The following is a 23518-nucleotide window of genomic DNA, read 5'->3' as shown; positions in this document are numbered from 1 at the left end:
TGGTCGAACGCTGGGTGACCATTCAGGGACCTTGAGTGTGTGCGGTGTTTCATGCCCATGATTACGCAGCTTTCGTAACTTTCCTACAGCATGAGGATGAGCAAAACCGCGGCAGGAATGCCTTCCATCAGCGCGTTCAGCCACAGCCGGCGCTCCGACACGACCAGTACGACGGCCATGAACGTGTGCTGCGCCGCGGTGAACGTCACCAGCGCCTCGCCCGCGGACTCATGACCGTTCGCCGCCAGGACGACGCCGATCACCAGGGCGGCCGCCGTGGTCAGGTTGTACCAGCCCACGTTCACGGTCCACAGCCGCACCGCATCGAAGTCCGTCGGCTTGGTGAGGAACATCGGGTACAGCCTCGGATGCTTGTAGAGGATCGACTCCATCACGAAGACCACGGTGAGCATCACCGCGATGAAGATCGCCAGGACCTGCGCCGCCGTACTCATGCCGGGCTCCCGAACAGCTCGCTCATCCGTCCGGTCTGGCTGATGGTGAGGAACTTCGCCGCCGGCGTGAGCACCGAGAAGGTGTTCAGGGTCCCGGCCGGGATGCTGATCGACGAACCCGGGCCGAGGTCGTAGCCCTGATCGCCTGCCTGGACGAGGATCCGGCCCTGCAGGACGTAGAACGCCTTGCTCCAGGACTCGCTGTGCGGAGGCGTGGCGTCGCCGCGGGGCGCGTCGATCTCGAACAGCTCGTACTGCCCGCCGGTGTGCTCGGCGCCGATCTTGACGGTCACGGTCGCGTCCGGAGCGGCGTGCTCGACGCCGCTGCCGGCATTGCTCAGATGCACTGATTCGGTCATGACTGCGACGGTAGGAAGCGGATGCCGCGGCCGGCATCCCGTGCCGGTGGGCTCGTGGAGGCGACGGAATCCCCACATTTCCGGGATAGGCGGACCTGGTACGGCGGCGCATACTGAGCGCATGTGGGAGGGCCGGGCGCGGGCCGCGCGCCGGGACATCGCGGCGCTGGCGACGTCGGGGGTGGGCGTCGCCGAACTGCACGCGGCCGCGATCGAGGTGGTCGAGCGGGTCGTCGGCAGCGAGCTGACCTGCTGGGCCGGCCTGGATCCGGGCACGCTGGTGATGAGTTCGATGACCAGCGGACAGGCCCGCATCCCGTCGGAGTACGAGCCGCTGCTGGCGGAGACGGAGTACGCCGGAGCCGTGCCGAACTCGTTCGCCGAGCTGGCCCGCGCCGACCGCCGGGTCGCGCGGCTGTCCGACCTGCCGTACCGCGAAGTGGTCGGGCACCGGCGACTGAACGAGGTGTGGCGGCCGCTCGGGGTCGAACACGAGGTGCGGACCACGTTCACCGTCGACGGGGACTGCTGGGGAGCGGCCGGGTTCGTGCGGAGCGCGGCGGACTTCAACGAGCGCGAGATGGAGTTCCTGGGGTCGGTGGCGCCGGTGATCGGTGCGGCGACCCGGGTCGCCGTCCGGACGGACGCGCACGGGTACCGCGGAGGGATCGGTCCGTCGATCGTCGTCACCGGCCCGAACGGCGAACTGCGGGCGATCACCGCGGCCGCCCGGACCTGGCAGGACGAGCTGAACGACATCGCGCCCGGGCGGTTCGACGTACTGCTGCGAGCGGTCGTCACCGGGACCCGAGCGGCCTCCGCCGGGACGTTCCAGGCGCGGGTGCAGACGGCGTCGGGTGGATGGGTCGTGTTGCAGGGGAGCCGACTGCTCGGAGACACCGACGAGGAGGTCGTGGTCACGATCGAGCCGGCGTCCGGGCATCATCTGGTCGGGATGCTGGTGGCGGCGTACGGGCTGACCACGCGGGAGCGGGAGATCTGTCTGGAGATCATCTCCGGGCACACCACCACCGAGATCGCCGACCGGTTGTCGATCTCGCCGCACACGATCCAGGACCACCTGAAGTCCGCGTTCACCAAGGTCGGCGTCCGCAGCCGCGGCGAGCTGGTAGCGACGCTCCGGCCGGAGGACCTGACCGTCAGGCGGGCGTGAGCTGCTTGCGGTACGTTCCGGGCGGTACGCCGAAGTCGCGCTTGAACGCCTTCGCGAATGCGAACTCCGACGTGTAGCCGATCTCCTTCGCCACCGCGGCGAGCGGACGATCATGATCGCGCAGCAACCGCGCCGCCGTCGTCATCCGCCACCGGGACAAGTAGGTGAGCGGCGGCTCGCCGACCGCCTCGGTGAACCGTCGCGCGAACGCAGCCCGCGACAACCCCACATCGGAGGCAAGGTCAGCCACTGTCCACGCAGCACCAGGCTTTTCGTGGATCAGCTCGAGCGACTGCACGACCGCCGGATCGGTCAACGCCCGCGCCCAGCCGCGCTCCGTCGGGCAGTCGTTGTCCTCGAACCACGCCCGCAGGATCAGCACCAGCAACGCGTCGACCAGCGCCGGTACGACGGCGGCCGAGCCGGGCCGTTGCGCGTCGAGCTCCTCGCCGAGGATGCTGATTGCCGTATGCAACGAACGGTGGCGGCCCGGGTTCGCCGGGACCACGACGATGTCCGGCAGCCTGCTCAGCACCGGGTGCGGACGCTCGCGCTCGAGCGCGTAGGTGCCGCACAGCAGCAGCGCCCGGGCACCCTGGCCCTGCGACGGCTCCTCGATCCGTGGATCGAAGGCAACCACCGGCGAATCCGGGTGGTCGGCCAGCGAGTGCTCCAGACCGCGCGGCAGCAGCACCGCGTCCCCGGGGCCGAGCTGCACCGGCGTGGTCCCGTCAGCCGGCAACAGCCAGGCGGTGCCTTGCAGCACGAGGTGGAACGTCGCACCGAAGGAGTGGACGAAACCCAGTCCCCACGGGCCCCGGACGTCGGTGCGTCCGGACGTGGCCGGACCGGTCTTCATCGCGGAGACGACATCGGCGAGCACATCCATACCTGTCATGATACGCGCACCCGAAGAGACGATTGGACATAAATCAGCGCTTGACAGACATAGATCCGCTCGCCATGTCGGCCTAGTGTCGGTGACAGACATCAACGACTAGGAGTACACATGAGCGAGCGAAGCGAGTTCATCGTTCAACACAGCGCGAACCGTGCCTCATCCGCGCCCGGAGCGAAGCGAGGACGCGGATGAGCTACGTCGTCACCGCCGCAACCGGTCACCTGGGCAGTCTCGTCATCGACGAGTTGCTGCAGCGGGTCCCGGCCGGCCAGGTCGTCGCGGTCGCGCGGAACGCCGAGAAGGCCGCCCCGATCGCGGACCGCGGCGTCGAGGTCCGGATCGCCGACTACAACGACCCGGCCGCGCTGGCCAAGGTGTTCGGCGCCGGGGACACCGTCCTGCTGATCTCCGGCCTCGAGCCGAACCGGTTGGACCAGCACAAGTCGATCATCGCGATCGCGAAGGACGCCGGCGTGGCGCGGATCGCGTACACCAGCGCGCTCGGCGGACCCGAGGCCGACTTCGATCTGGCCGCGGATCACCGGGCCACCGAGCAGGCCGTCCTCGACTCGGGGCTGCCGTACACCTTCCTCCGCAACGGCTGGTACAACGAGGTCTACACCGATCAGATCGCTGTACAGCTGGCGAACGGTGTTGTCGGCAGCGCCGGTGACGGGCGGATCGCGTCGGCCGCGCGGCGTGACTATGCGGCCGCGGCGGCCGTCGTGCTGACCGGGGACGGGCACGAGAAGGAGGCGTACGAGCTGAACGGCGACGCGTCCTGGACGCTGACCGAGTACGCCGCCGAGCTGGCGAAGCAGTCCGGGCAGGACGTTGCCTACAGCAACCTCTCGGCCGCGGACCACCTGCAGGTGCTGGTCGACGCCGGTCTGCCGGAGCCGGTGGCGCACCTGTTCGTCGGCGTCGACGCCGCGATCGAGCGCGGCCTCCTGTCGGGACGCGGCAGCGACCTCGCCCACCTGATCGGTCGTCCCACCACCCCGATCACGGACTCGATCGCCGCCGCGCTGAGGAGCTAGCGAAGCCGGCTGTGCTGTTCGCCGAGGCCGTCGGCCCAGACCCGGAGTACGTCGCCCTCGCGGAGGAAACGTGGCGGCTTCTGGCCTGCGCCGACGCCGGCCGGCGTACCGGTGCTGATCACGTCGCCCGGGTACAGCGTCATGAACTGCGAGATGTAGTGGACCAGGTGCGCGACGCCGAAGATCATCTCGGCCGTCGAGCTGTCCTGCAGCACCTCGCCGTTCACGTCCAGCCCGAGCTTGATCGCCTGCGGATCCGGCACCTCGTCCGCGGTCAGGATCCACGGGCCGAGCGGACAGAACGTCGCCGAGTTCTTCCCCTTGTCCCACTGGCCGCCGCGCTCCAGCTGGAAGTGCCGCTCGGACACGTCGTTGGCCAGCACGTACCCGGCGACGTGATCCAGCGCCTCGGCCTCATCAGCGAGGTACGCCGCGGTGCGGCCGATCACCACACCCAGCTCGACCTCCCAGTCGGTCTTCTCGCTGCCCCGCGGAATGATCACGTCGTCGTGCGCACCGACCACGGTGTCCGACGCCTTCATGAACAGGATCGGCTCGGCCGGCGCCTCCTGCCCGCCCTCGGCCGCGTGGTCGGCGTAGTTCAGCCCGACGCACACGATCTTTCCGGGGCTCAGCGGCGCGGCAAGCCGTACCGACTCGAAGTCGACAGCCGTCTCGGCCGACTTCGCGCGCTCACGCAACCGGTCCAGGTCGAACGGCTCGACGGCGCCCGGTAACGGTCGCACCCGGCCGTCGTCGTCGAGTACGGCGTCCCGTAGTCCGTCGTCGGTGTGGATCCGGAGCAGTCTCACTTGTTCCTCCAACCAGAGTTCTTCGCCCAGTTCAAGTACGCGATACCCAATGCGTGCGAGCCTTGCACCGGGACCAGCTGTGCGGCGTCGTACACGCGCAACGACTGCTGATAGACCAGCAGATCCTGTTCGGCGTACGCACCCCATCGTGCGCACTGCACCGCGTTCGCCGGTACGGCGTCACCCGTCCCGTCGATCCGGTACCAGACCTCGTTCGCGGACCGGACCAGCTTCTGCGTGAACGTGTGCGTGAACTTCTGGATGTCCGTGGCCGGTCCGCCGTCGATCCCCGCGTCGTACGCCGCGTGAACGAACTCGGTGCTGATCGCGGCGTGGCTGAGGTCCTCGATCTGCTTCGACGCCGGGTACGACGGGGTGTACTCCGAGATCTCCGCCGTCTTCGCGTATCCGGCGTACAGCTCGCTGTACGGCGGCCAGTACGTCCACACGTAGGCGTCGCCGACGAGCCGGAGCGCGGACTCGTACGCCTTCAGCATCTGCAGGACCCGCGTCCGGTAGCGCGGCTGCTTGGTCACGCGGAAGAGCTCCACCAGCACCTGGCCGATGCCCTGACTCTGGTTGTACGGCTGGACGGTCCCGTCGAACGGGATCGGCGCGCCCTTCGGCCACACGTAGTCGCCGGACCCGTCCGGCCGCGACACCCATTCGCCGTCGTGAAACGCGACGGCCTCCGTTGCCGCGTCGAGGACCTCCCGCGCAAAACCGTGGTGCCGCCGCAGCTTCGAGGACCCGAGCACCATACGGGCGTACCGCGCCAACGGGAACGCGATCATGCCGGTGTGGACGGCGAAGACGTAGTACTGCGACTGGAACGCGACCGTGCCGGCCGCCGGGCCCGTCACTGCCGCGGGAGTCGCACGGAGATCGACCGCCGTCCAACGCAGAGCCGCCGTGTAGGCGTTGTTGACCGCTGTCACGACGTACGTCGGCGACGCCGGATCGAGGCTGACCGCGGGCAGGGTGACGACCGCGGTCGTCGCCGGATTGCGGAGTACGAGATCAAAGGTGCCGTCGGCAACGTTCGAGACCTCGGCGGTCGACTCGGCCGAGCGGGTCCCCGCCCAGCGGAACTGGATCGCCGGCTTGCCGTTCCCGTCGGGGAGCACGCCGTGGCCGGCGGTGTAGTTGCCCGCCGTACGCCAGACCTTGCCGGACCGGCCGGCGTAGTCCTTGACGTGCCGGGCGTGGTCGGTGGTCTTCATCAGATGCCGGGCGCGGTCCTCGAACGTGCGCAGGTAGCGCTCGTCCTGGTAGGCCTCGTACATCCGGAGCAGGCTGAGCAGGAAGTAGGACTCGCCCCAGGCGTACAGGCCGGCCTCGTTGTCCTGCGCGTTGGACGCGAGGTAGCCGGCTTGCGCGACGTCGAAGGCTTCGGGCGAGTCGTAGACGAGTGGATCGGCGGACGCCGAGAGGGCCGGGAGACCCGCCCAGGCGGCGAGACCGCCGGCAGCGGATCCGAGGAGGAGAGTGCGCCGGTTCAGGGCAGGGTTCATCGGAAAGCCTCACAGGGTGGACGGGCGGTGGGCGGGTTCAGCCTTTGACGGCACCGCCCATGCTGTTGAGAATGCGTTTCTGCAGCAGGAGGAAGACGATGATCACCGGGACCAGCGAGATCACGGTGCCGGCGGCGAGGCCGCGGACATCGGTCCCGGCGACGCCGCTCAGGTAGGCGATCCCGAGCGCGATCGGGAATTTCGACTGGCTGGTCAGCACGACCAGCGGCCAGATGAAGCTGTTCCAGACCGAGACGAAGCCGAGGATGGCGAGCACCGCCAAGGTCGGTGCGACGATCGGCAGGCAGATCCGCCAGAAGATCGCGAACTCGTTCGCCCCGTCCATCCTGGCCGCCTCGACGATCTCGTCCGGGATCTGCGAGAACGCCTGGCGGAGCAGGAAGATCCCGAGCGACGACAGCACGGCGGGCAGGATCACCGACGCGAACGTGTCGGTCAGCCCGAGCTGGCTCATCACCAGGAACCGCGGGATCAGCATCAGCTCGCCGGGCAGGAACATGATCGACAGGAACAGCATGAAGAAGACCCCGCGCCCGCGAAACGCGATCCGGGCCAGCGGGTACGCCGTCAGCGCGGAGATCACCAGGTACACCGGGACGGTGATGCCGACATAGATCACCGAGTTCACCAGGAACCGCGCGTACGGGATCGTCGTCCACGCCTCGCGGAACCAGGTGGCGACGGGTGGTCGCGGGATCAGGTCGGGCGGAAACCCGAACACGTCCTGGCTGGCCGGCTTGGTCGCCGAGCTGAGCAGGATCAGGAACGGCCCGATGAACAACGCCGCCACCGCGATCAGCAGGACGTACAGACCGACGCGTCGCGCGCTGATCCGGGGCCTGCGCCGGTACAGGCGCCGGGCCATCAGACGTCCCTCCGCCGGGTCACCAGCAGGTTGAATCCGGCCAGGACGATCATGATCGCCCACAGCAGCAGGCCGACGGCGCTCGCGTAGCCCATGTCGTAGTCCTCGAAGGCTTTCGACCAGATGTAGTAGCCGAGGGTGAGGGTGGAGTCGAGCGGCCCGCCGCGGGTCAGCACGTAGACCGACTCGAACGCGCGCATCGCCTCGAGCATGCTGAGCACGAGCGTTACCGCGAACGTCGGCCGCAGCGACGGTACGACGACGTGCAGCAGCCGCTGCCACGCGTTGGCGCCGTCGATCGTCGCCGCCTCGACCTGATCCGACGGGACCGCCTGCAGCCCGGCCAGGTAGATCATCATGAACAGGCCGGCGTTCTTCCACGCCTCCAGCAGGACGACGGTCGGCAGCGCCCAGTGCCGGTCGAGCAGGAAGTCGATCGGCCCGGTGCCGAACAGGCCGAGCAGCCAGTTCACGACGCCTTCGCGATTGAAGACGTACCGCCAGGCGACCGCCACCGCGACCATCGACGTCACCACGGGCAGGTAGTAGAGCATCCGGAACGCCTGGATCGCGCGCAGCCTCAGATTCACCAGCATCGCCAGGAACAGCGGCGCGACCACGGTCAGCGGCAGGAACATCAGCACGAACAGCAGCGAGTTCCGCAGCGCGATCCAGACCCGCGGGTCGTGGCCGAGCTGGATGAAGTTGTCGAGCCCGGAGAAGCGCACCGGATGGACGATGTCGTAGTCGGAGAACGCCAGCTGGATCGCGATCACGGCCGGCCAGGCGAACATCGCGGCGTAGAACAGCAGCCCGGGCAGCATGAAGGCGTACGGCGTGTACCAGTGCTGCCCGACTACACGTCCTCGCATGTGTCGCCCCTTGTGTCTGAAACCCAGCTTTCAGATTCGTGGATGTTCGGAACCGTAACGCACGCACGCGGCCGCTGGAAGCGCTAACTCCAAGAATTTTCTGCACTCTTCCGTTGACGCACGCCAATCGATGCCGAACACTATGGTGTCTGTAAGCCAGGTTTAGGACATTCCGTTCTGAGGAGCCACCGATGGCCCGATCCCTGCTCAGGCACTTTGCGGTGGTTGCCGCTCTCGCTCTCGCACTGTCCGGTTGCGTGTCGGGCAGTCCGGCCGGCGGTGACGATCCCAAGCAGCAGTCCACCGACGCCTACTCCGGTGACGTCGAGTGGTGGACGATCAACCTGCAGAAGAACTACGGGCCGGACATCCAGAAGTGGATCGACGCCTACCAGAAGGAACACCCGAAGGTTCACATCAACTGGGTGGACGTGCCGGGTGCGGACATCACCACCAAACTGCTGGCCGCGATCGCCAGCGGGAAGGTGCCGGACGTCGTCAACTTCACCTCGGCGACCACCGGGCTGTTCGCCGGATCGATGGCCGACCTGAGCTCGTTGTTCAGCCAGGACGACGTTGCCGCCTACCTGCCCAATCTGGCCGACCCACTGGTTGTCGACGGCAAGCGCATCGCGATCCCGTGGTACAACGGCGGCACCTCGCTCTCCTTCTACAACAAGGATCTGCTCGCCAAGGCCGGTTTCGACCCGGCCAAGCCACCGAAGACGTACGACGACGCGCTCACGCTCGCGAAGACGTACCACGACGCGACCGGCAAGTCGGCGACCAACTTCATGGCGTACTCGAGCGTGGTGCAGGCCGACGGCATCCGGCTGCTGTCGGAGGACGGGAAGACGGCCGCCTTCAACACCCCGGAGACGCTCGCGTTGGTGGAGAAGTTCAAGCCGCTGTTCAGCTCCGGTGCGATCGCGCCCGGAAGCCTGAGCGAGAACCCGCGGGACCTGCCGCAGTCGCTGGAGAACAAGCTGATCGCGTTCAACCCGGCGGCCGTCTCCAGTTCGCTGCTGAACGTCCAGAAGAACGCGCCGGCCGTCTACTCGTCCATCGTGGTGGGCCCGCCGGTGACCGGTGCCGACGGCAAGTACTACATGTCGGGCCAGCAGGTGATGGGAATCCCGGCGAAGTCGGACAACCAGGCCGCTGCGGCCGCGTGGCTCAAGTACGTCGCCGCGCCCGAGCAGCAGCTCGCGCTCTGCAAGCTCGTGCCGATCTACCCGTCGTCGGTGAAGGCGCTCGCGGATCCGTTCTTCACCGCCATCGCCGGGAACACGCCGGCAGACCAGGCCCGCAAGATCCTGGTGGACACCTTCAAGACCAGCGTGGACGCGTCGATGGGCTCCGGGAACGACGAGCAGCTGCGGCAGCTGTTCGACGACCAGATCCGCGCGTACATGTCCGGCACCAAGTCGGCGAAGCAAGCACTGGACGACGCCGAGAAGGCGTGGAACGAGACTTTGGCGAAGGGTAAATAGCGTGCTGCGGATTGGGATTGTCGGGGCCGGGATCATGGGGCGTGGCAACGCGTTGTCGTTGTCCGGCCGGGCCGACGCCGAGATCACGGCGGTGACCAGCCGGTCGGCGGAGTCGGCCGGGCAACTGGCCGACCAGATCGCCGAGCGGGGCGCGCCACGGCCCACGATCCATCCCGGCCTCGAGGCCCTGCTCGCCGACGAGGCGGTGGACGCCGTCGTACTCACCACCCCCGACCACGTGCACGGCGAGATGATGGTGCGCGCCGCCGAAGCCGGGAAGCACATCCTGGTCGAGAAGCCGATGACCACGTCCGTCGTGGAGGCCGACGCCGCGGTGAAGGCAATCCGCGAGAACGACGTGGTCGCGATGTGCCTGTTCAACCACCGCTGGGTCCCGCCGTACGCGCAGGCCTACGAGCTGCTCGCGGATCTCGGCGAGGCCGCGGTGGCGTACGCGCGCAAGGACGACACGATCTTCGTGCCGACCGAGATGCTGTCCTGGGCGGATCGCACGACGTGTGCGTGGTTCCTGTCCAGCCACGACATCGACCTGGTCTCGTGGCTACTGCGTGACCAGGTGCGCCGGGTGTATGCGACCGCACGGTGGGGCAAGCTGCGCTCGCTCGGCATCGACACCCCGGACGCGATCCAGATCCAGGCGGAGTACTCGCGCGGCGCGGTCGCCACATTCGAGTCGGCGTGGATCTATCCGAACACGTTCCCGACCACCGTCGACTCGTACGTCGCGGTCATCACCGACAACGGCGTCGTACAGCTCGACCGGCAGAAGGAGAGCGTCGTACTGGCGCGTCCGGACAGCTACAGCTACCCGCGGAACATGCTGCAGCGGGTCATGCACGGCATCCCGGCCGGTGCGTACGCCGACGCGATCGCGCACTGGGTCGACTGCTGCCGCACCGGCCGGCAGCCGCTGATCACGATCGAGAGCAGCCGCAACGTCACCGCCGTACTGGAGGCTGCGCACCTGTCGATCGAGACCCGTCAGCCGGTCGACGTCTCGATGCTGGCCGATCCCGGGGCCGCATGAGCACCGGGCCTGAGAAGCCGCGGCATATCGACGGGCGGATCAACCAGATCGGGACGGACGACCTGCTCAAGGCGTTCGGGTCTCCGGCGGACGATCTCGCCGGGCTCCGCGCCTACGTCGGCACGCGGCTGCAGCGTCCTGCCTGGCCGTTGCCGGACTCACCTGATGGCGTGCTGCAAGCTGCCGCGCCGTTGCTCGATGGTGTGGACGTGACCGGGCTGGGACGTGGCCGGTCGCAGCTGTACGGCTTCCACTACCTCGGCTGGCTGAAGCCTGGCGTCGATGCCTGGTTACTGACGGGCGACGACCGCTATCTGCACGCTTTCGAGCGCCATCTGGACGAGTGGGTCGAGCGGCGCGACTCGGTCACCGGTGAGTGGCCGGGGCTCGACGTCATCTGGTACTCGCTCGGCACCTGGGCGCGCTGCCGGAACCTGCTGCCCACACTGGAGGTCCTGACCCCATCGCCACTGTCCGACCACGTGTGGGGCGGTCTGGTCGCGACACTGGTTGGTGGAGCCCGTTGGTCGTACGACGAGCATGACGTCTTCCGGCACGGGAACTGGCAGCTGGTGTGTGCGACCGAACTGCTACACATCAGCGCAGTACTGCCGTCACTCGTGGAGTCGGCAGCGTGGGCGGAGCGGGCGCGCGAGCGGATCGAAGAGCATCTGCTGCTGGACATCTACCCGGACGGTGGGCACTACGAGCGCTCGCCCGGGTACCACGGGATGGTGCTGAGCGCTCTGCAGACGGCGGCGCGGATCGACCCCGCTGTGGCAGCGCATCCACGGTTCGCCGCGATGCATACCTGGTTCCGCGAGCTGGTGTCGTCAGGTGGATGGGTGCCGCATCTGCAGGACAGTGGGATCGTGTGGCCCGCTGAGATGCTGCAGCGAGGTAGTGCGTTGCTGGACGATCATGCCCAGACTCAGTTGCCCTCGGCGACCGTGCTTCCGGAGTCGGGGTACACGATCTTGCGCAGCGACGAGTTGCGGGCCGTGATCAACCACGGGCCGCACATCGAGCACGAACTGGAGTCGCACTCGCATCGCGCCGTACTGGATCTGGTGCTGGACGGGTGGGGGCAGCCGCTACTGTGGGAGGCAGGTGGTCCGCCGAGCTACGACGATCCGGAGTACCTGACCTGGTACCAGTCGGGCCGGGGCCACAACACCGTGCTGGTGGACGATCTCGAACTGTCGACGGATCGTGCTGTCTCGGTCGAGCCACTGATCGACACCGGGCCGGTCGCCGTGTTCTCCGGTCGCCATCACGGCAACGGGCTGGAGCAGGCGCGGACGATCGCGATGGTGCGAGAGGAGCCGGCGTACGTCGTGGTGACGGATCGCGCGACCGGTCCGCACACGTTCCAGGCCCGCTGGCACGCGCTCAACCCGTGGCAGCAGGTCGGTCCGCTCGCCTTCGCCGCCGCTGGGCCGGACGGCCCCGGCCTCCTGCTCATCGAGGCAAGCGACCCCTCGCCCACAACCATCGACACGACACAGGGCACAGCCCGTCGACCGATCCTCAGCTCCCGGACGGCTGAGTACGGCCCGTTGCATTCGCTCTCCCTGCAGCGTTCGACCGGCGACTTCACCACCGTCCTCATCCCGCACACCGGCCCGCTCCCGACCGTCGCCTTGACCCGGGTAGCTGGTGAATTGGTGATCAATCACGGCCCGACGACCGATCGAATCGGCTCGTCCACCTGGACCCGGTCGGTCAACGGACAGTTGTCATGGGCAACCGGTTGGCGGGTGCGCACCCTGATGTCCCTGCTCCGGACCACCGACGACGTCGACGTGCTGGCCACAGTCACCGACGGCTCGGTACGGTTCGAGATCGCCTGCTCCGGACGCTGTGGTTTGTGGATTCGTGCGCGCGGTGAGATCCGGCTGAACGCAGTGGTGATCGACCCGCAGATCGACGACGGGTGGGCGCACTTGACACTGCCGTACGCCGGGCCCTGGACTGTCGAGGGGGGCAGTGATGAGTGATGCCGTGACGAGTGGGTGGTTCGATGCCCGGGTCCTGACCGGGGCTCACCCGGCCAGCCTGCAGCCGCCGACGGGTCGTGATGCGATCGCGGAGCATCTCGATCGGTTCGCACTGTCCGGCGCGCTGGTCGGTGCGATGGCGTCCTGGCTGCACGATCCGATCGGCGGCAACGCGGAGGCTTCCGCAATAGCGCACAACCTGGCCGATCGCGGCGTACTCGCCTGTTGGACCGCACTTCCCGCCACACCAGGCGAACTGGACTCACTGACCGCACTGGTCGACCGCGCCGTGGACGACGGCGTCGCGGCCTTCCGCATCCACCCCACCTCGCACGGCTTCTCCCCCGGTCTGCTGGACGAGCTGTACGCCGGACTGCAGGTCAACCGGCTGCCCTTGTGCATCGACGCCGCCGAGATCAGCTGGCCGGACCTGACTGCGATCGCGACCCGCTACCCCGAGCTGCCCGTCATCGTGTCGAACCTCGGCTACCGGAAGCTCCGCGAGCTCTGGGCGGCGCTTGATGGTCATACCAACATCTACGTCGACCTGGTCGACTTCGCCGCACACCAAGGCGTCGAGTGGCTGGCCGCCAACGGCCTCGTCGATCGGCTGCTGTTCGCGACCGCCTTCGGGCTCCGCGATCCGGGTGAGAGCGTCGTACGGCTGGCGTGGTCCGGTCTCGACGACGCGACGGTCCGGCTGGTCGGCTCCGGCAACGCGGACCGGCTGTTCGGCGTCCGCAGTACCGCGGGAGGCCGCTCATGATCGGGCGCCGGCCGACGCATCGGATCATCGACGTCCATGCACATCTCGGCCCGTACTCGCTGTTCTACATCCCGGAGCCGGACGTGGCGACGATGGTCGCGGTGATGGACCGGACCGGCACCGAGGTCACCGTGCTCTCATCCAATCGTGCGATCCAGCAGGATGCGCACCTGGGCAACTCGCAGTCGCTCGCCGCGGTCGACGCATACCCCGGCCGGGTCGCAGCGTACGCGGTGATCAACCCGTGGCAGGACCCGGAGCGCGAGCTCGAGCGGCTCGCGGCCGACGAGCGGTTCGTCGGGATCAAGGTGCATCCTTCGCTGCATCGCTACCCGGTGACCGGCGCGCGGTACGCCGCCGTCTGGGCGTTCGCCGAGTCGACCGGCTGCCCCGTGCTCAGTCACTCCGAGCACCAGTCACCGTACGACTCCCCAGCGATGTTCCAGACGGTCGCGGAGCGGTATCCGGGCAGCCAGGTGATCCTCGGGCACGCCGGCATCACCCCGGCCGGCGTCGACGAGGCGATCGAGACTGCGAGCCGGTACGCGTCGCTCTGGCTGGAGGTGTGCGGCTCGCAGATGACCGGGCCGATGATCGGTTCGATGGTCGACCAGGTGGGCAGTGGCCGGGTCCTGTTCGGCTCGGACTTCCCTTTCATCGACCAGCGCATGTCGCTCGGCCGGGTGGTGTGCGCGCCGCTGACGGAGAGCCAACGTCAAGATGTTCTCAGCGGGAACGCCCGCAAGCTGTTCCGGTGGCGGCCGCTGCCGGGAGAACGAGGGGTTGGCCAGACGAATGAGTGACGAGACGCAGCAGCCGGAGCCGCCGTCCGATCGTGAAGGCGCCGTCGGCGAACGGGTGCCGGCGGTGACAGTCGGGCTGTTCGGGCCACGTCGACTGGTGAAGACGATGGCCGAGGTCGGGCAGGAGGTCGCCGACCGGTCCGCGCACGGCATCCGGTTCCTCACCGGCGGGTACGACGACCAGTCCGATGCCGAGGAACGGTACCTCCGGCTGCGCGACCGGATCGACTCCGCCGTGTTCCCCGGCCCGTGGGCGTTCGACCTGGCGACGACCGGCCACTGGCTCACCGTCCCGTCGACCCACCTCCCGCTGACCGGTGCCGCGCTGTACGCCGCACTGCTGCGTGCCTCGCTGACCATCGAAGGCGCCGACCTGAGCCGGGTCAGCATCGACTCGCTCTCACTCGCCGACGTCACCGAGGCGTACGGCGAGATCGGCCTGGACACCGCACAGGTGTACGACGTCCCGTACGAGGGACCTGTCTCGGTCGAGGGCTTCGCGTCGTTCCACCGGGACAAGTGGGAGCGGCAGCACACCACTGTGGCGCTGACCACGATCCTGTCCGTGGAGCGCGAGCTGCGCGCCGACGGCGTACCGGTGATGCGGATCGCGCCTACGCGGTCGAGTGTGCGGGATGCGCTGGAGACCGCCGTACTGCTGGGACAGGGCACGCGGATGGGGGCGCATCAGCTCGCGATGATCGCTGTGCAGGTCATTCCTTCGGGGGCAGAGTCTGGTGACTACTGGCAGCAGGAGCTGGCCTTGTCTACCCACCAGAAGCTGCTGTCCGAGGCGCGGCAGGTAGGTGCCTCGGTGACGCGACGGTCGGACACGCTGTTCCTCGTCACCACCACACATGGCGCACTGGTCCGGCTGACCGAGCAGTTCACCGTTGCACCCTTCCTGAGCGCGCTGACCGCACAGCTCGGCGTACCGGTCGCAGTGGGTGCCGGCACTGGTCAGACTGCCCGCGCAGCCGAGGCAAACGCGCTGATGGCGGTGGAGGACTCAGTCGCTGCGGGTGGCAAGGTCGCGGTGTACCTGGACGGCGGCAGCGACCGGCTGGATCTGGAGCCTGGGCCCGCTACAGCTGACGCCGCGCCGGTCGACAGCGCACCGCTCGACCAGCGGGCGCTGGAGATCGTTACGTCGATCGCCTCTGCCATGAGTGCCACGCCCGGCCGGCAGGTGGTTGTCGACGTCGAGAGCGTCGCCGCGATCATGCAGGTCACCCAACGCACCGGACGCCGCATGCTCAAGGAGCTCGTCGAGGCAGGGCTCGCGTGGCCGCTGCCACCGGCCCGATCGACCGGCGGCGGCCGTCCCCGCCAGCAGTTCCGCCTGCTCACCGAGAAGCTCGACTGACGCCCTGGAGGCACTTGTGCAGAGGACCTACGACCGCGCCGACAGCCTGTACAAGCGTGCCCGGCAGGTCATCGCCGGCGGAGTCTCCAGCGACGCACGGCGTGCCGACCAGCCGTTGTTCGTGGACCACGCGCTTGGTGCAGAGCTGTGGGACGTCGACAACAACCGCTACCTGGACTACGTGCTCGGTCAAGGCCCCAATCTGCTCGGCCATGCCGCCCCACTGGTCGCCGACGCAGTCTCTGCCCAGGTACGCCGAGGTGTCGCGTACGCCGCTCAGCACGAGCTGGAGGCACAGGTCGCCGAACGTCTGTGCGCCATGGTGCCCGCAGCCGAACTGGTCCGATTCAACAGCGTCGGCTCGGAGGCAGTGCACGGCGCCATCCGCCTGGCGCGGGGCCATACCGGGCGGCCGAAGATCGTGAAGTTCGAGGGCAACTACCACGGCTGGCTCGACCCGGTGCTGTACAGCGTGCACCCGGATCTGGCCATGGCCGGCGACGCCCGGCATCCCACCGCGGTCGGCGGTACGGCGGGCCAGCCGCGCCACGACGCCGACGACCTGATCGTGCTGCCGTACAACGACCTCCCTGCTGTCGCGTCGCTGTTCCAGCAGAGTGGTGATGACATCGCCGCCGTCATCCTCGAACCGCTGCTGTGCAACACCGGCTGCATCACGCCTCAGCCTGGCTACCTCGAAGGGCTGCGCGAGCTCACCCGGCAGCACGGGTCGTTGCTGATCTTCGACGAGATCATCACCGGCTTCCGGGTCGCTCCAGGTGGCGCCGGCGAACTGCTGGGCGTCGTACCCGATCTGGCGGCCTTCGGGAAGGCGATGGCCGGTGGGATGCAGGTGTCCGCCCTGGTCGGGTCGGCCGAGGTGATGGGGTCGATTGCGGACGGCAAGGTCGCGCACGCCGGGACGTTCAACTCGCATCCGGTCGGGATGGCGGCCGCCGACGCGGTACTGCGCCATCTCGACGAGCACCGCGACGACGTGTACCCACCGCTGAACGCGGCCGGCCAGCGGTTGATGGCCGGCCTGCGCGCGGCAGCGGCCCAGCACGGGGTGCCGCTGCTCGTGGACGGTCCCGGTCCGGTCTTCCAGACCTACATCACCGATCAGACCGAGGTGTTCGACTACCGGTCGTTCGCTGCCTGCGACCGGGCCGCGATGGCTCGGTTCCACGCGGGGTTGTTCGCTGCCGGGATCAACATCGTCCCGCGCGGACTGTGGTTCCTGTCCACCGAGCACACCGCGGACCAGATCGACGAGACTATTGCGGTAGCGGAGTCAGTACTTTCTTCCCTGTAGGCAAGGGATCGAACGGCTTGCGGTCCTGCGGACAGATCGACCCGTCGGCCGGAGCCTTCAACTGGGTCAGGTAGTCGGTGATCATCGCGTCGGCGCAGGTGCTCTTGCCGATCGTCGTGTGGCCATAGCCCTCGACCGTGACCATCCGGGCGTCCGGGTACAGGTCGGCGTACGGGCGGGTGGCCTCGTACGGCGTGGCCGGGTCGTGCCGGGTGCCGAAGACGAGGACAGGTTGCTTCACGGTGTTCTTCCACGGGCCGAGGAAGGCGTCGGTGTCGCGGATGCCCATGAACTCACACTGGATCCCGATCCAGGCGCGGTAGCGGCCGAAGTGCGGGGCGCGCTTGTCCGCGGCATCGGCGTACGCCGGGTACGCCAGCGGACCGCGGCCGGACTGCTTGGCCTCGACGCACGGCTGCAGTGCGCTGCCGATCGAGGTGGTGTAGTCCTCCTTGCGCCGGTTCCACTCGACAAGGGCTTGCGGGGCCTTCGTCGCGGCCTTGGCCTGGTTCGTGGTGGACAGCTGCGTGAGCCGGGCCCATATGTCGGCGAGCGCGGGGAATCCGGCCGGGTCGTACAGGTTCGAGAACGTGATGGCCACGGCGACGGCGTACGTCACCTGGAGTGTGGAGCCGTCGGGCATCGCGACGTCGACCGGGTGGGTCTTCAATCGCTCGAGCGTGCTCTCCACGACGGTCTTCGGGTCGCCGAGCGTGTTCAGCACGCAGTTCGCAGCCGCCTTCTTGCACTCGGCGAGGAACTGCTCGTATGTGTCGTACGCGCCGTCGCCTTGCTTCAGGCGGACACCGACCGGATCCCGGTCACCGTTCGAGCCGGAGTACCACTCCGGGCTGAGGGTGCCGTCGAGGACCAGTGCACGCACGTTGTTCGGGAACAGCTTGGCGTACGTCGCACCGAGATAGGTGCCGTACGAGTAGCCGACGTACGACAGCTTCTTGTCACCGACGGCCTGACGCAGCAGGTCCATGTCGCGAGCGACGTTCGCGGTCGAGTAGTGCGCGAGTCGATCCGGCGAAGTGGTCCGGCAGCTGAGGGCGAGCTTCGCACTGTCCACGATGAACTGGCGCTCTTCCTTCGCCGTCAGCGGGAACGGCGGGACATGGGCCAGCGCTCTCGACTCGTCAGCCGCGGTCGGATAGCAGGTCGCCGGGTCCGAGCGACTCACGCCCCGCGGGTCGAAGCCGAGGATGTCGAACTTCGCCCGCACCGACGGCGTGTAGATCTGTTGACCAATCTGCTGCACGAGGTCGACGCCGGAGCCGCCCGGGCCGCCGGGATTGGTGAACAATGTGCCGACCTTGTGGGCGGGGTCGCCGGCGGGCAAGCGGGTCAACGCAATCGTCGTGGTCGGTCCGTGCGGGTTGTCGTAGTCCGTCGGGACCTCGACGGTCGCGCACTGGAACGGCTTCAGCTTGGGGTCGGTGCCACAGCTCCCCCAAGCGATCTTCGGCACCGCGGTCCTTGCTTGGGCTACGGCGGAGGTCATCGGCGTCAGCAGCACCAGGGCCACCCCGGCGACAGACAGTCTTCGAAGGATTCTTCTGGGCGTCATGTCACCGACCGTAGGCGGGTGACCTCTCCGGTCGCGTCCACCACGAGAAGGAGGCCGGCAGTCCGCCGTACAGCGGACCCCGGCCTCCTTTCGTCGTGTTCTGTTACGCGCTCTTCTCGCGGCGCTTACTGCGCTCGAGCTGGTCGCGCGGGATCAGCGTCGGGTTCACGTTCTCGAGGACGACGTCGCCGGTGACGACGACCTTCGCGACGTCCTCGCGGCTCGGCACCTCGTACATCACGTTGAGGAGGACTTCCTCCATGATCGCCCGCAGACCACGGGCGCCGGTGCCGCGCAGCAGCGCCTGGTCCGCGATCGCCTCGACCGCGTCGTCGCTGAACTCGAGCTCGACGTTGTCGATCTCGAACAGCCGCCGGTACTGCTTGACCAGCGCGTTCTTCGGCTCGGACAGGATCTTGATCAGCGCGTCGCGGTCCAGCGGCGACACCGTCGTGATGACCGGGAGCCGGCCGATGAACTCGGGGATCAGACCGAACTTGAGCAGGTCCTCCGGCATGACGTCGGCGTACCCGCCGGCCTCCTTCGGCTTCTCCGGCTCGCGGGAGGTGTTGAAGCCGAGGGTCTTCTTGCCGACCCGCTGCTCGACCATGTGATCCAGGCCGGCGAACGCGCCGCCGACGATGAACAGCACGTTGGTCGTGTCGATCTGGATGAACTCCTGGTGCGGGTGCTTGCGGCCGCCCTGCGGCGGGACACTCGCGGTGGTCCCCTCCAGGATCTTCAGCAACGCCTGCTGGACGCCCTCACCAGAGACGTCGCGGGTGATCGACGGGTTCTCGCTCTTGCGGGCGATCTTGTCGACCTCGTCGATGTAGATGATCCCGGTCTCGGCCTTCTTGACGTCGTAGTCGGCCGCCTGGATCAGCTTCAGCAGGATATTCTCGACGTCCTCGCCGACATACCCGGCCTCGGTCAGTGCCGTCGCGTCCGCGATCGCGAACGGGACGTTCAGCATCCGGGCCAGCGTCTGGGCGAGGTAGGTCTTGCCGCAGCCCGTCGGGCCGATCAGCAGGATGTTCGACTTGGCCAGCTCGACGGCCTCGTCCTTCGCGTGCCGGCCCGCGCTCGAGGCGCCCTGACCGTCGCGGACCCGCTTGTAGTGGTTGTACACCGCTACCGCGAGCGCCTTCTTCGCCACGTCCTGTCCGACGACGTACGCGTTGAGGAAGTCGTAGATCTCCCGTGGCTTCGGCAGCTCGGTGAGACCGACCTCGGAGCCCTCGTTCAGCTCCTCCTCGATGATCTCGTTACAGAGATCGATGCATTCGTCGCAGATGTAGACGCCGGGACCGGCGATGAGCTTCTTGACCTGCTTCTGACTCTTCCCGCAGAACGAGCACTTGAGCAGGTCGCCGCCGTCACCAATGCGTGCCACCGGGACAGATCCCTTCTATGCGGAGTCGAACCATGGGCCGGGAGGGCGTAGGCCGCACGGACCGGGGTGGTCCCCAGGTTGTTGTGGAAATGGGTACCCCGATCCGTTCTCGACGGTACCCCGTCCCGGGCCGAAAAACCGCGCCCGCCACCGGGTTGTGACTACGCCGGTGGCGAACGCGTCAGGCTCTTGACAGCCGGTCGGACCGGCGTCAGCCCAGCTCAGACGCCGGCCGGGACCGGAGTCTTGAGGGTCTGCAGGACGTCGTCGATCAGGCCGTACTCGATGGCCTGCTCGGCGGTCAGGAACTTGTCCCGCTCGATGTCGCGCGAAACTTCCTCGTGCGACTTGCCGCTGGCCTCGGAGATCATCTTCTCCAGCAGCGCCCGCAGCCGGAGGATCTCGTTCGCCTGGATCTCGATGTCGCTGGACTGCCCGTAGGTGCCCTCGGTGGCCGGCTGGTGGATGATGATCCGGCTGTTCGGCAGGGCGAGCCGCTTACCCGGCGTACCGGCCGCGAGCAGCACCGCCGCCGCGGAGGCCGCCTGGCCGAGGCAGACCGTCTGGACGTCCGGCTTGATGTAGCGGACCGTGTCGTAGATCGCGGTCAGCGCAGTGAACGAGCCGCCCGGGGAGTTGATGTAGATGCTGATGTCGCGGTCGGAGTCCATCGACTGCAGACACAGCAGCTGCGCCATCACCGCGTTCGCGATCTCGTCGGTGATCGGCGTGCCGAGGAAGATGATCCGGTCCTCGAACAGCTTCGTGTAGGGGTCGATCCGGCGCATGCCGTACGACGTGCGCTCCTCCCACTGCGGGATGAAGTAGTTCATGGTTCGTCCTTAACTGACGGAGTGGGAGATCAGGAGTTCGGGCTGCCCGTGCTGAGCTGGGCGGCGCTGGCGACCACGTGGTCGATGAAGCCGTACTCCTTGGCCTGATCGGCGGTGAACCAGCGGTCCCGGTCGGCGTCGTTCTCGACCTGCTCGAGCGGCTGACCGGTGTGCTCGGCGATCAGCCGGAACAGCTGCGCCTTGATGTGCAGCGACTGCTCGGCCTGGATCTTGATGTCGGAGGCCGTACCGCCCATACCGCCGGACGGCTGGTGCATCATGATCCGCGCGTGCGGCAGCGCGTAGCGCTTGTTCTTCGCGCCGGCGCAGAGCAGGAACTGGCCCATCGAGGCGGCCAGGCCCATCCCGACGGTAGCGACGTCGTTGGAGATCCACTGCATGGTGTCGTAGATCGCCATACCGGAGTCCACCGAGCCACCCGGCGAGTTGATGTACAGCCAGATGTCCTGGTTGGGGTCCTCGGCGTTGAGGAGGAGCATCTGCGCGCAGATCGCGTTCGCGTTGTCGTCGCGAACCTCGGACCCCAGGAAAATGATCCGGTTCTGCAGCAGGCGCTGGTAGATGTGGTCGTCGAGTCCGCCGGATCCGTTGCCGCCCGCGGCGGTGGGGCTGGCTGCAAATGTCTCGTTCACAAAGCCGACATTACTGGTCGGGGGCGACAGACCTAAGGCTGGGCCATAGGTGTTCGCTCACGGCGCATCATGTTGCCCGCCCTGTCTGCTGTCAGCGAATTCGGCGCGCATTCACCACCCGCACAGAACCACGGACCCCGGCTCCTCGACCGCTGCCTCGTCAGGTACTTCGTGGAGCTCCGGCTGCTCGGGATCGCGCCGTACCTCCGGCTCCTGCAGCAGCGCGGCCACACCCTGTTCCTTCCCTCGGAAATCGTTTCACCAGCCACGCTAGGCGGTCCAACCGACGGTTTCCTTGCAGCCGGTTCGCGAAATGCGAACGGCCCGGAACCCTGTGCGGGTTCCGGGCCGTTGACGACTGCGGGCTGATCAGGCCTTCGCGGGCTCCGCGACCGGCGCCTCGGCGTCGCCCGCCTCCTCGGCGGCCTCCGCCTCCGGGTCGGCGTACGTGCCGTCCGGCTGCAGGGTCTTCAGCTCGACCGTATTGCCCGACGCGTCGGAGACCGTCGCATTCTCGACCAGGTAGGCCAGCGCCTTGCCGCGGACGACCTCGGACACCAGGCTCGGGACCAGGTTGTTCTCCACCGCGTGCTGGGCGAACTGGTCCGGGCTCACACCCGAACGCTGCGCGTGCCGCACGATGTGCTCGGTCAGCTCCTGGTCGTTGACGCTCAGCTCCTGCTGCTCGGCCACCAGGTCCAGCACGAACTGCGCCTTGATCGCGTCCTCGGAACGCTTCTTCAGGTCCTCGTCGAACTCTTCCTGGGTCTGCTCCTCACCCTCGAGGAACTGCTCCATCGTCATCCCGGAGTACCCGAGCTGCTGCTCCAGGTTCTCCTTGCGGGCGGCGAGCTCGTCGGTCAGCAGACCCTCCGGCACCGGCACGTCGACCAGCGTCAGGATCTTCTCCAGCACGGCGTCCCGCGCCTCGCCGGCCTGCTCCAGGCGCTTGCCGCGCTCCAGGCGGGTCCGGACGTCGGCGGTCAGCTCCTCCGCAGTGTCGAACTCCGAAGCGGTCTGCGCGAACTCGTCGTCGAGCTCCGGCAGCTCCTGCTCCTTGACCGCGGTCACCGTCACCTCGACGTCGACGTCATCGCCCTTCAGCGCGCCGCCGACCAGCTGGGTCACGAAAGTCTTCTTCTCGCCCGCGCTCAGGCCGATCACAGCCTCGTCCAGGCCGTCCAGCAGCTGACCGCTGCCCACCTGGTACGACAGGCCGGTCGCCTGCGCCTCCTCGACCTTCTCGCCGTCCTTGCTGGCCGACAGGTCCAGGGTGATGAAGTCCTTGTCCTCCACCGCGCGCTCGACCGGGTTCAGCGAGCCGAACCGCTGCCGCAGGCCCTCGATCTGCTCGTCGACCTCGTCGTCGGAGATCGCGATGTCCTCGACCTCGGCCTCCAGGCCCTCCAGGTCCGGCAGGGTGATCTCCGGACGGACCTCGACCTCGGCGGAGAACTGCAGGCTCTCCTTGTCGTTGAACTCGGTCACGTCGACCTCAGGCCGGCCGATGGCCTTGACCTGGTTGTCGGTCACCGCCTGCGAGTACAGCTTCGGAAGCGCGTCGTTGATCGCCTCCTCGAGCACCGGGCCGCGGCCCACCCGCTGGTCGATGACCTGCGGCGGGATCTTGCCCTTGCGGAACCCGGGGACGGTGATCTGCGAAGCGATGCTCTTGTACGCCGCGTCGAGGCTCGGCTTGAGCTCCTCGAACGGCACCTCGACGATGAGCTTGACCTTCGTCGGGCTCAAGGACTCGACGGTGCTCTTCACGGTGGCGGTTCTCCTTGATTCGATGACATTCACAGCACGGGCGACAGCCCGGACCGCAGCAGAGCTGCAGGGGGTTTGTCGGGGCGACAGGACTCGAACCTGCGGTCTCCTGCTCCCAAAGCAGGCGCGCTAGCCACTACGCTACGCCCCGCAGTGACCGCACGAGTCTAGTCGACCCGAACCAGTGCTCGCGCCACCCCCCGCCCCGAAACTCATTTTGAGTCCACCGGGGTGGATGTGGAATCATGACGGAGTGCCGCAAGGCGCACGCGGGTGTAGCTCAATGGTAGAGCCCCAGTCTTCCAAACTGACTACGCGAGTTCGATTCTCGTCACCCGCTCGGACGAGCGGCGAGCCTTGCCTGCGGAAAGCGCAGGCCCGGCTCGCCCTCTTATTTGTGCGCCGTCGCTCCGCTCGGCGCGTTGCGGGGGCTCCGCCACCCGCACCCCCTTCGCCTTCGCTCCGCTCGGCTGCCTGGGTCGGGTTTTG

The 23518-nt window shown here is 67.8% G+C and carries 21 protein-coding genes and 2 tRNA genes; 10 read left to right on the top strand and 13 right to left on the bottom strand.

What is annotated here, in order from left to right; all coding sequences use genetic code 11:
• Positions 1-83: 83 nt before the first annotated feature.
• Both OHA18_RS26955 and OHA18_RS26950 read right to left on the bottom strand, forming a co-directional pair.
• Complete coding sequence (locus OHA18_RS26955; protein ID WP_328998091.1) at positions 84-455, bottom strand: DUF1304 family protein; 372 nt, start codon at positions 453-455, stop codon at positions 84-86.
• Entirely contained in the window at positions 452-814 is a 363-nt protein-coding gene (locus OHA18_RS26950; protein WP_328998089.1) for a cupin domain-containing protein, read from the bottom strand. The genes OHA18_RS26955 and OHA18_RS26950 overlap by 4 nt, the downstream gene beginning before the upstream one ends.
• 121 nt (positions 815-935) lie before the next feature.
• Between OHA18_RS26950 and OHA18_RS26945 the strand changes: the two genes are divergently transcribed.
• Positions 936-1988 carry a helix-turn-helix transcriptional regulator gene (locus OHA18_RS26945; protein ID WP_328998088.1) on the top strand — a complete coding sequence of 351 codons (1053 nt, stop codon included), beginning with the start codon at positions 936-938 and terminating at the stop codon, positions 1986-1988.
• Here the strand turns inward: OHA18_RS26945 and OHA18_RS26940 are convergent.
• The gene (locus OHA18_RS26940; protein ID WP_328998087.1) at positions 1975-2877 is read right to left on the bottom strand and encodes an AraC family transcriptional regulator; all 903 of its coding nucleotides are present in this window, start codon (positions 2875-2877) and stop codon (positions 1975-1977) included. The genes OHA18_RS26945 and OHA18_RS26940 overlap by 14 nt on opposite strands.
• Before the next feature lie 200 nt (positions 2878-3077).
• Here OHA18_RS26940 and OHA18_RS26935 point away from each other — a divergent pair, with 200 nt between their 5' ends.
• Positions 3078-3929 carry an NAD(P)H-binding protein gene (locus OHA18_RS26935; RefSeq protein ID WP_328998086.1) on the top strand — a complete coding sequence of 284 codons (852 nt, stop codon included), beginning with the start codon at positions 3078-3080 and terminating at the stop codon, positions 3927-3929.
• Here OHA18_RS26935 and OHA18_RS26930 read toward each other — a convergent pair.
• From OHA18_RS26930 to OHA18_RS26915, 4 genes are read right to left on the bottom strand one after another with little or no spacing between them, the layout of a single operon-like run.
• Positions 3926-4741 (bottom strand): fumarylacetoacetate hydrolase family protein, encoded by an 816-nt coding sequence (locus tag OHA18_RS26930; RefSeq protein WP_328998085.1) that lies wholly within the window; start codon positions 4739-4741, stop codon positions 3926-3928. The genes OHA18_RS26935 and OHA18_RS26930 overlap by 4 nt on opposite strands.
• A complete protein-coding gene (locus OHA18_RS26925; protein ID WP_328998084.1) occupies positions 4738-6255 on the bottom strand; it encodes a hypothetical protein in 1518 nt (505 codons plus the stop codon). Before OHA18_RS26925 ends, OHA18_RS26930 begins: the two co-directional genes overlap by 4 nt.
• A gap of 37 nt (positions 6256-6292) precedes the next feature.
• On the bottom strand, positions 6293-7141 hold the full coding sequence (locus tag OHA18_RS26920; RefSeq protein WP_328998083.1) for a carbohydrate ABC transporter permease: 849 nt from the start codon (positions 7139-7141) through the stop codon (positions 6293-6295).
• Complete coding sequence (locus OHA18_RS26915; RefSeq protein WP_328998082.1) at positions 7141-8013, bottom strand: carbohydrate ABC transporter permease; 873 nt, start codon at positions 8011-8013, stop codon at positions 7141-7143. The genes OHA18_RS26920 and OHA18_RS26915 overlap by 1 nt, the downstream gene beginning before the upstream one ends.
• 191 nt (positions 8014-8204) lie before the next feature.
• On the opposite strand from OHA18_RS26915, the gene OHA18_RS26910 reads away from it, so the two are divergent.
• From OHA18_RS26910 to OHA18_RS26880, 7 genes are read left to right on the top strand one after another with little or no spacing between them, the layout of a single operon-like run.
• Entirely contained in the window at positions 8205-9506 is a 1302-nt protein-coding gene (locus OHA18_RS26910; protein WP_328998081.1) for an ABC transporter substrate-binding protein, read from the top strand.
• A 1-nt stretch (position 9507) separates the two neighbouring features.
• Positions 9508-10554, top strand: a complete 1047-nt coding sequence (locus OHA18_RS26905; protein ID WP_328998080.1) for a Gfo/Idh/MocA family protein — start codon at positions 9508-9510, stop codon at positions 10552-10554.
• Positions 10551-12554 (top strand): heparinase II/III family protein, encoded by a 2004-nt coding sequence (locus tag OHA18_RS26900; protein ID WP_328998079.1) that lies wholly within the window; start codon positions 10551-10553, stop codon positions 12552-12554. Before OHA18_RS26905 ends, OHA18_RS26900 begins: the two co-directional genes overlap by 4 nt.
• The gene (locus OHA18_RS26895; protein ID WP_328998078.1) at positions 12547-13320 is read left to right on the top strand and encodes an amidohydrolase family protein; all 774 of its coding nucleotides are present in this window, start codon (positions 12547-12549) and stop codon (positions 13318-13320) included. The genes OHA18_RS26900 and OHA18_RS26895 overlap by 8 nt, the downstream gene beginning before the upstream one ends.
• Positions 13317-14123, top strand: coding sequence for an amidohydrolase family protein (locus OHA18_RS26890; protein WP_328998077.1), 807 nt, complete (start codon positions 13317-13319; stop codon positions 14121-14123). Before OHA18_RS26895 ends, OHA18_RS26890 begins: the two co-directional genes overlap by 4 nt.
• A complete protein-coding gene (locus OHA18_RS26885) occupies positions 14116-15489 on the top strand; it encodes a hypothetical protein (RefSeq protein WP_328998076.1) in 1374 nt (457 codons plus the stop codon). The genes OHA18_RS26890 and OHA18_RS26885 overlap by 8 nt, the downstream gene beginning before the upstream one ends.
• A gap of 16 nt (positions 15490-15505) precedes the next feature.
• On the top strand, positions 15506-16804 hold the full coding sequence (locus OHA18_RS26880; protein WP_328998075.1) for an aspartate aminotransferase family protein: 1299 nt from the start codon (positions 15506-15508) through the stop codon (positions 16802-16804).
• Here OHA18_RS26880 and OHA18_RS26875 read toward each other — a convergent pair.
• The 6 genes from OHA18_RS26875 to OHA18_RS26850 form a co-directional block, all read right to left on the bottom strand.
• Positions 16767-18377, bottom strand: a complete 1611-nt coding sequence (locus tag OHA18_RS26875) for an alpha/beta hydrolase (RefSeq protein ID WP_328998074.1) — start codon at positions 18375-18377, stop codon at positions 16767-16769. The two genes, OHA18_RS26880 and OHA18_RS26875, sit on opposite strands and share 38 nt — an antisense overlap.
• A 103-nt stretch (positions 18378-18480) precedes the next feature.
• Positions 18481-19773 carry an ATP-dependent Clp protease ATP-binding subunit ClpX gene (gene clpX, locus OHA18_RS26870; RefSeq protein ID WP_328998073.1) on the bottom strand — a complete coding sequence of 431 codons (1293 nt, stop codon included), beginning with the start codon at positions 19771-19773 and terminating at the stop codon, positions 18481-18483.
• A gap of 221 nt (positions 19774-19994) precedes the next feature.
• Complete coding sequence (locus OHA18_RS26865; RefSeq protein ID WP_328998072.1) at positions 19995-20606, bottom strand: ATP-dependent Clp protease proteolytic subunit; 612 nt, start codon at positions 20604-20606, stop codon at positions 19995-19997.
• Positions 20607-20635: 29 nt separating this feature from the next.
• Complete coding sequence (locus OHA18_RS26860; RefSeq protein WP_328998071.1) at positions 20636-21259, bottom strand: ClpP family protease; 624 nt, start codon at positions 21257-21259, stop codon at positions 20636-20638.
• Between the two features lie 369 nt (positions 21260-21628).
• A complete protein-coding gene (gene tig, locus OHA18_RS26855) occupies positions 21629-23029 on the bottom strand; it encodes a trigger factor (RefSeq protein ID WP_328998070.1) in 1401 nt (466 codons plus the stop codon).
• Positions 23030-23107: 78 nt separating this feature from the next.
• A tRNA-Pro gene (locus tag OHA18_RS26850) sits at positions 23108-23180 on the bottom strand.
• 118 nt (positions 23181-23298) lie between these two features.
• Between OHA18_RS26850 and OHA18_RS26845 the strand changes: the two genes are divergently transcribed.
• Positions 23299-23369: transfer RNA gene (locus tag OHA18_RS26845), tRNA-Gly, on the top strand.
• Positions 23370-23518: the final 149 nt, after the last annotated feature.

The sequence above is a fragment of the Kribbella sp. NBC_00709 genome (assembly GCF_036226565.1).
Taxonomy (GTDB): Bacteria; Actinomycetota; Actinomycetes; order Propionibacteriales; family Kribbellaceae; genus Kribbella.
The sequence above is the reverse complement of the archived record's forward strand: the minus strand, read 5'-3'. Positions and strand labels throughout refer to the sequence as shown.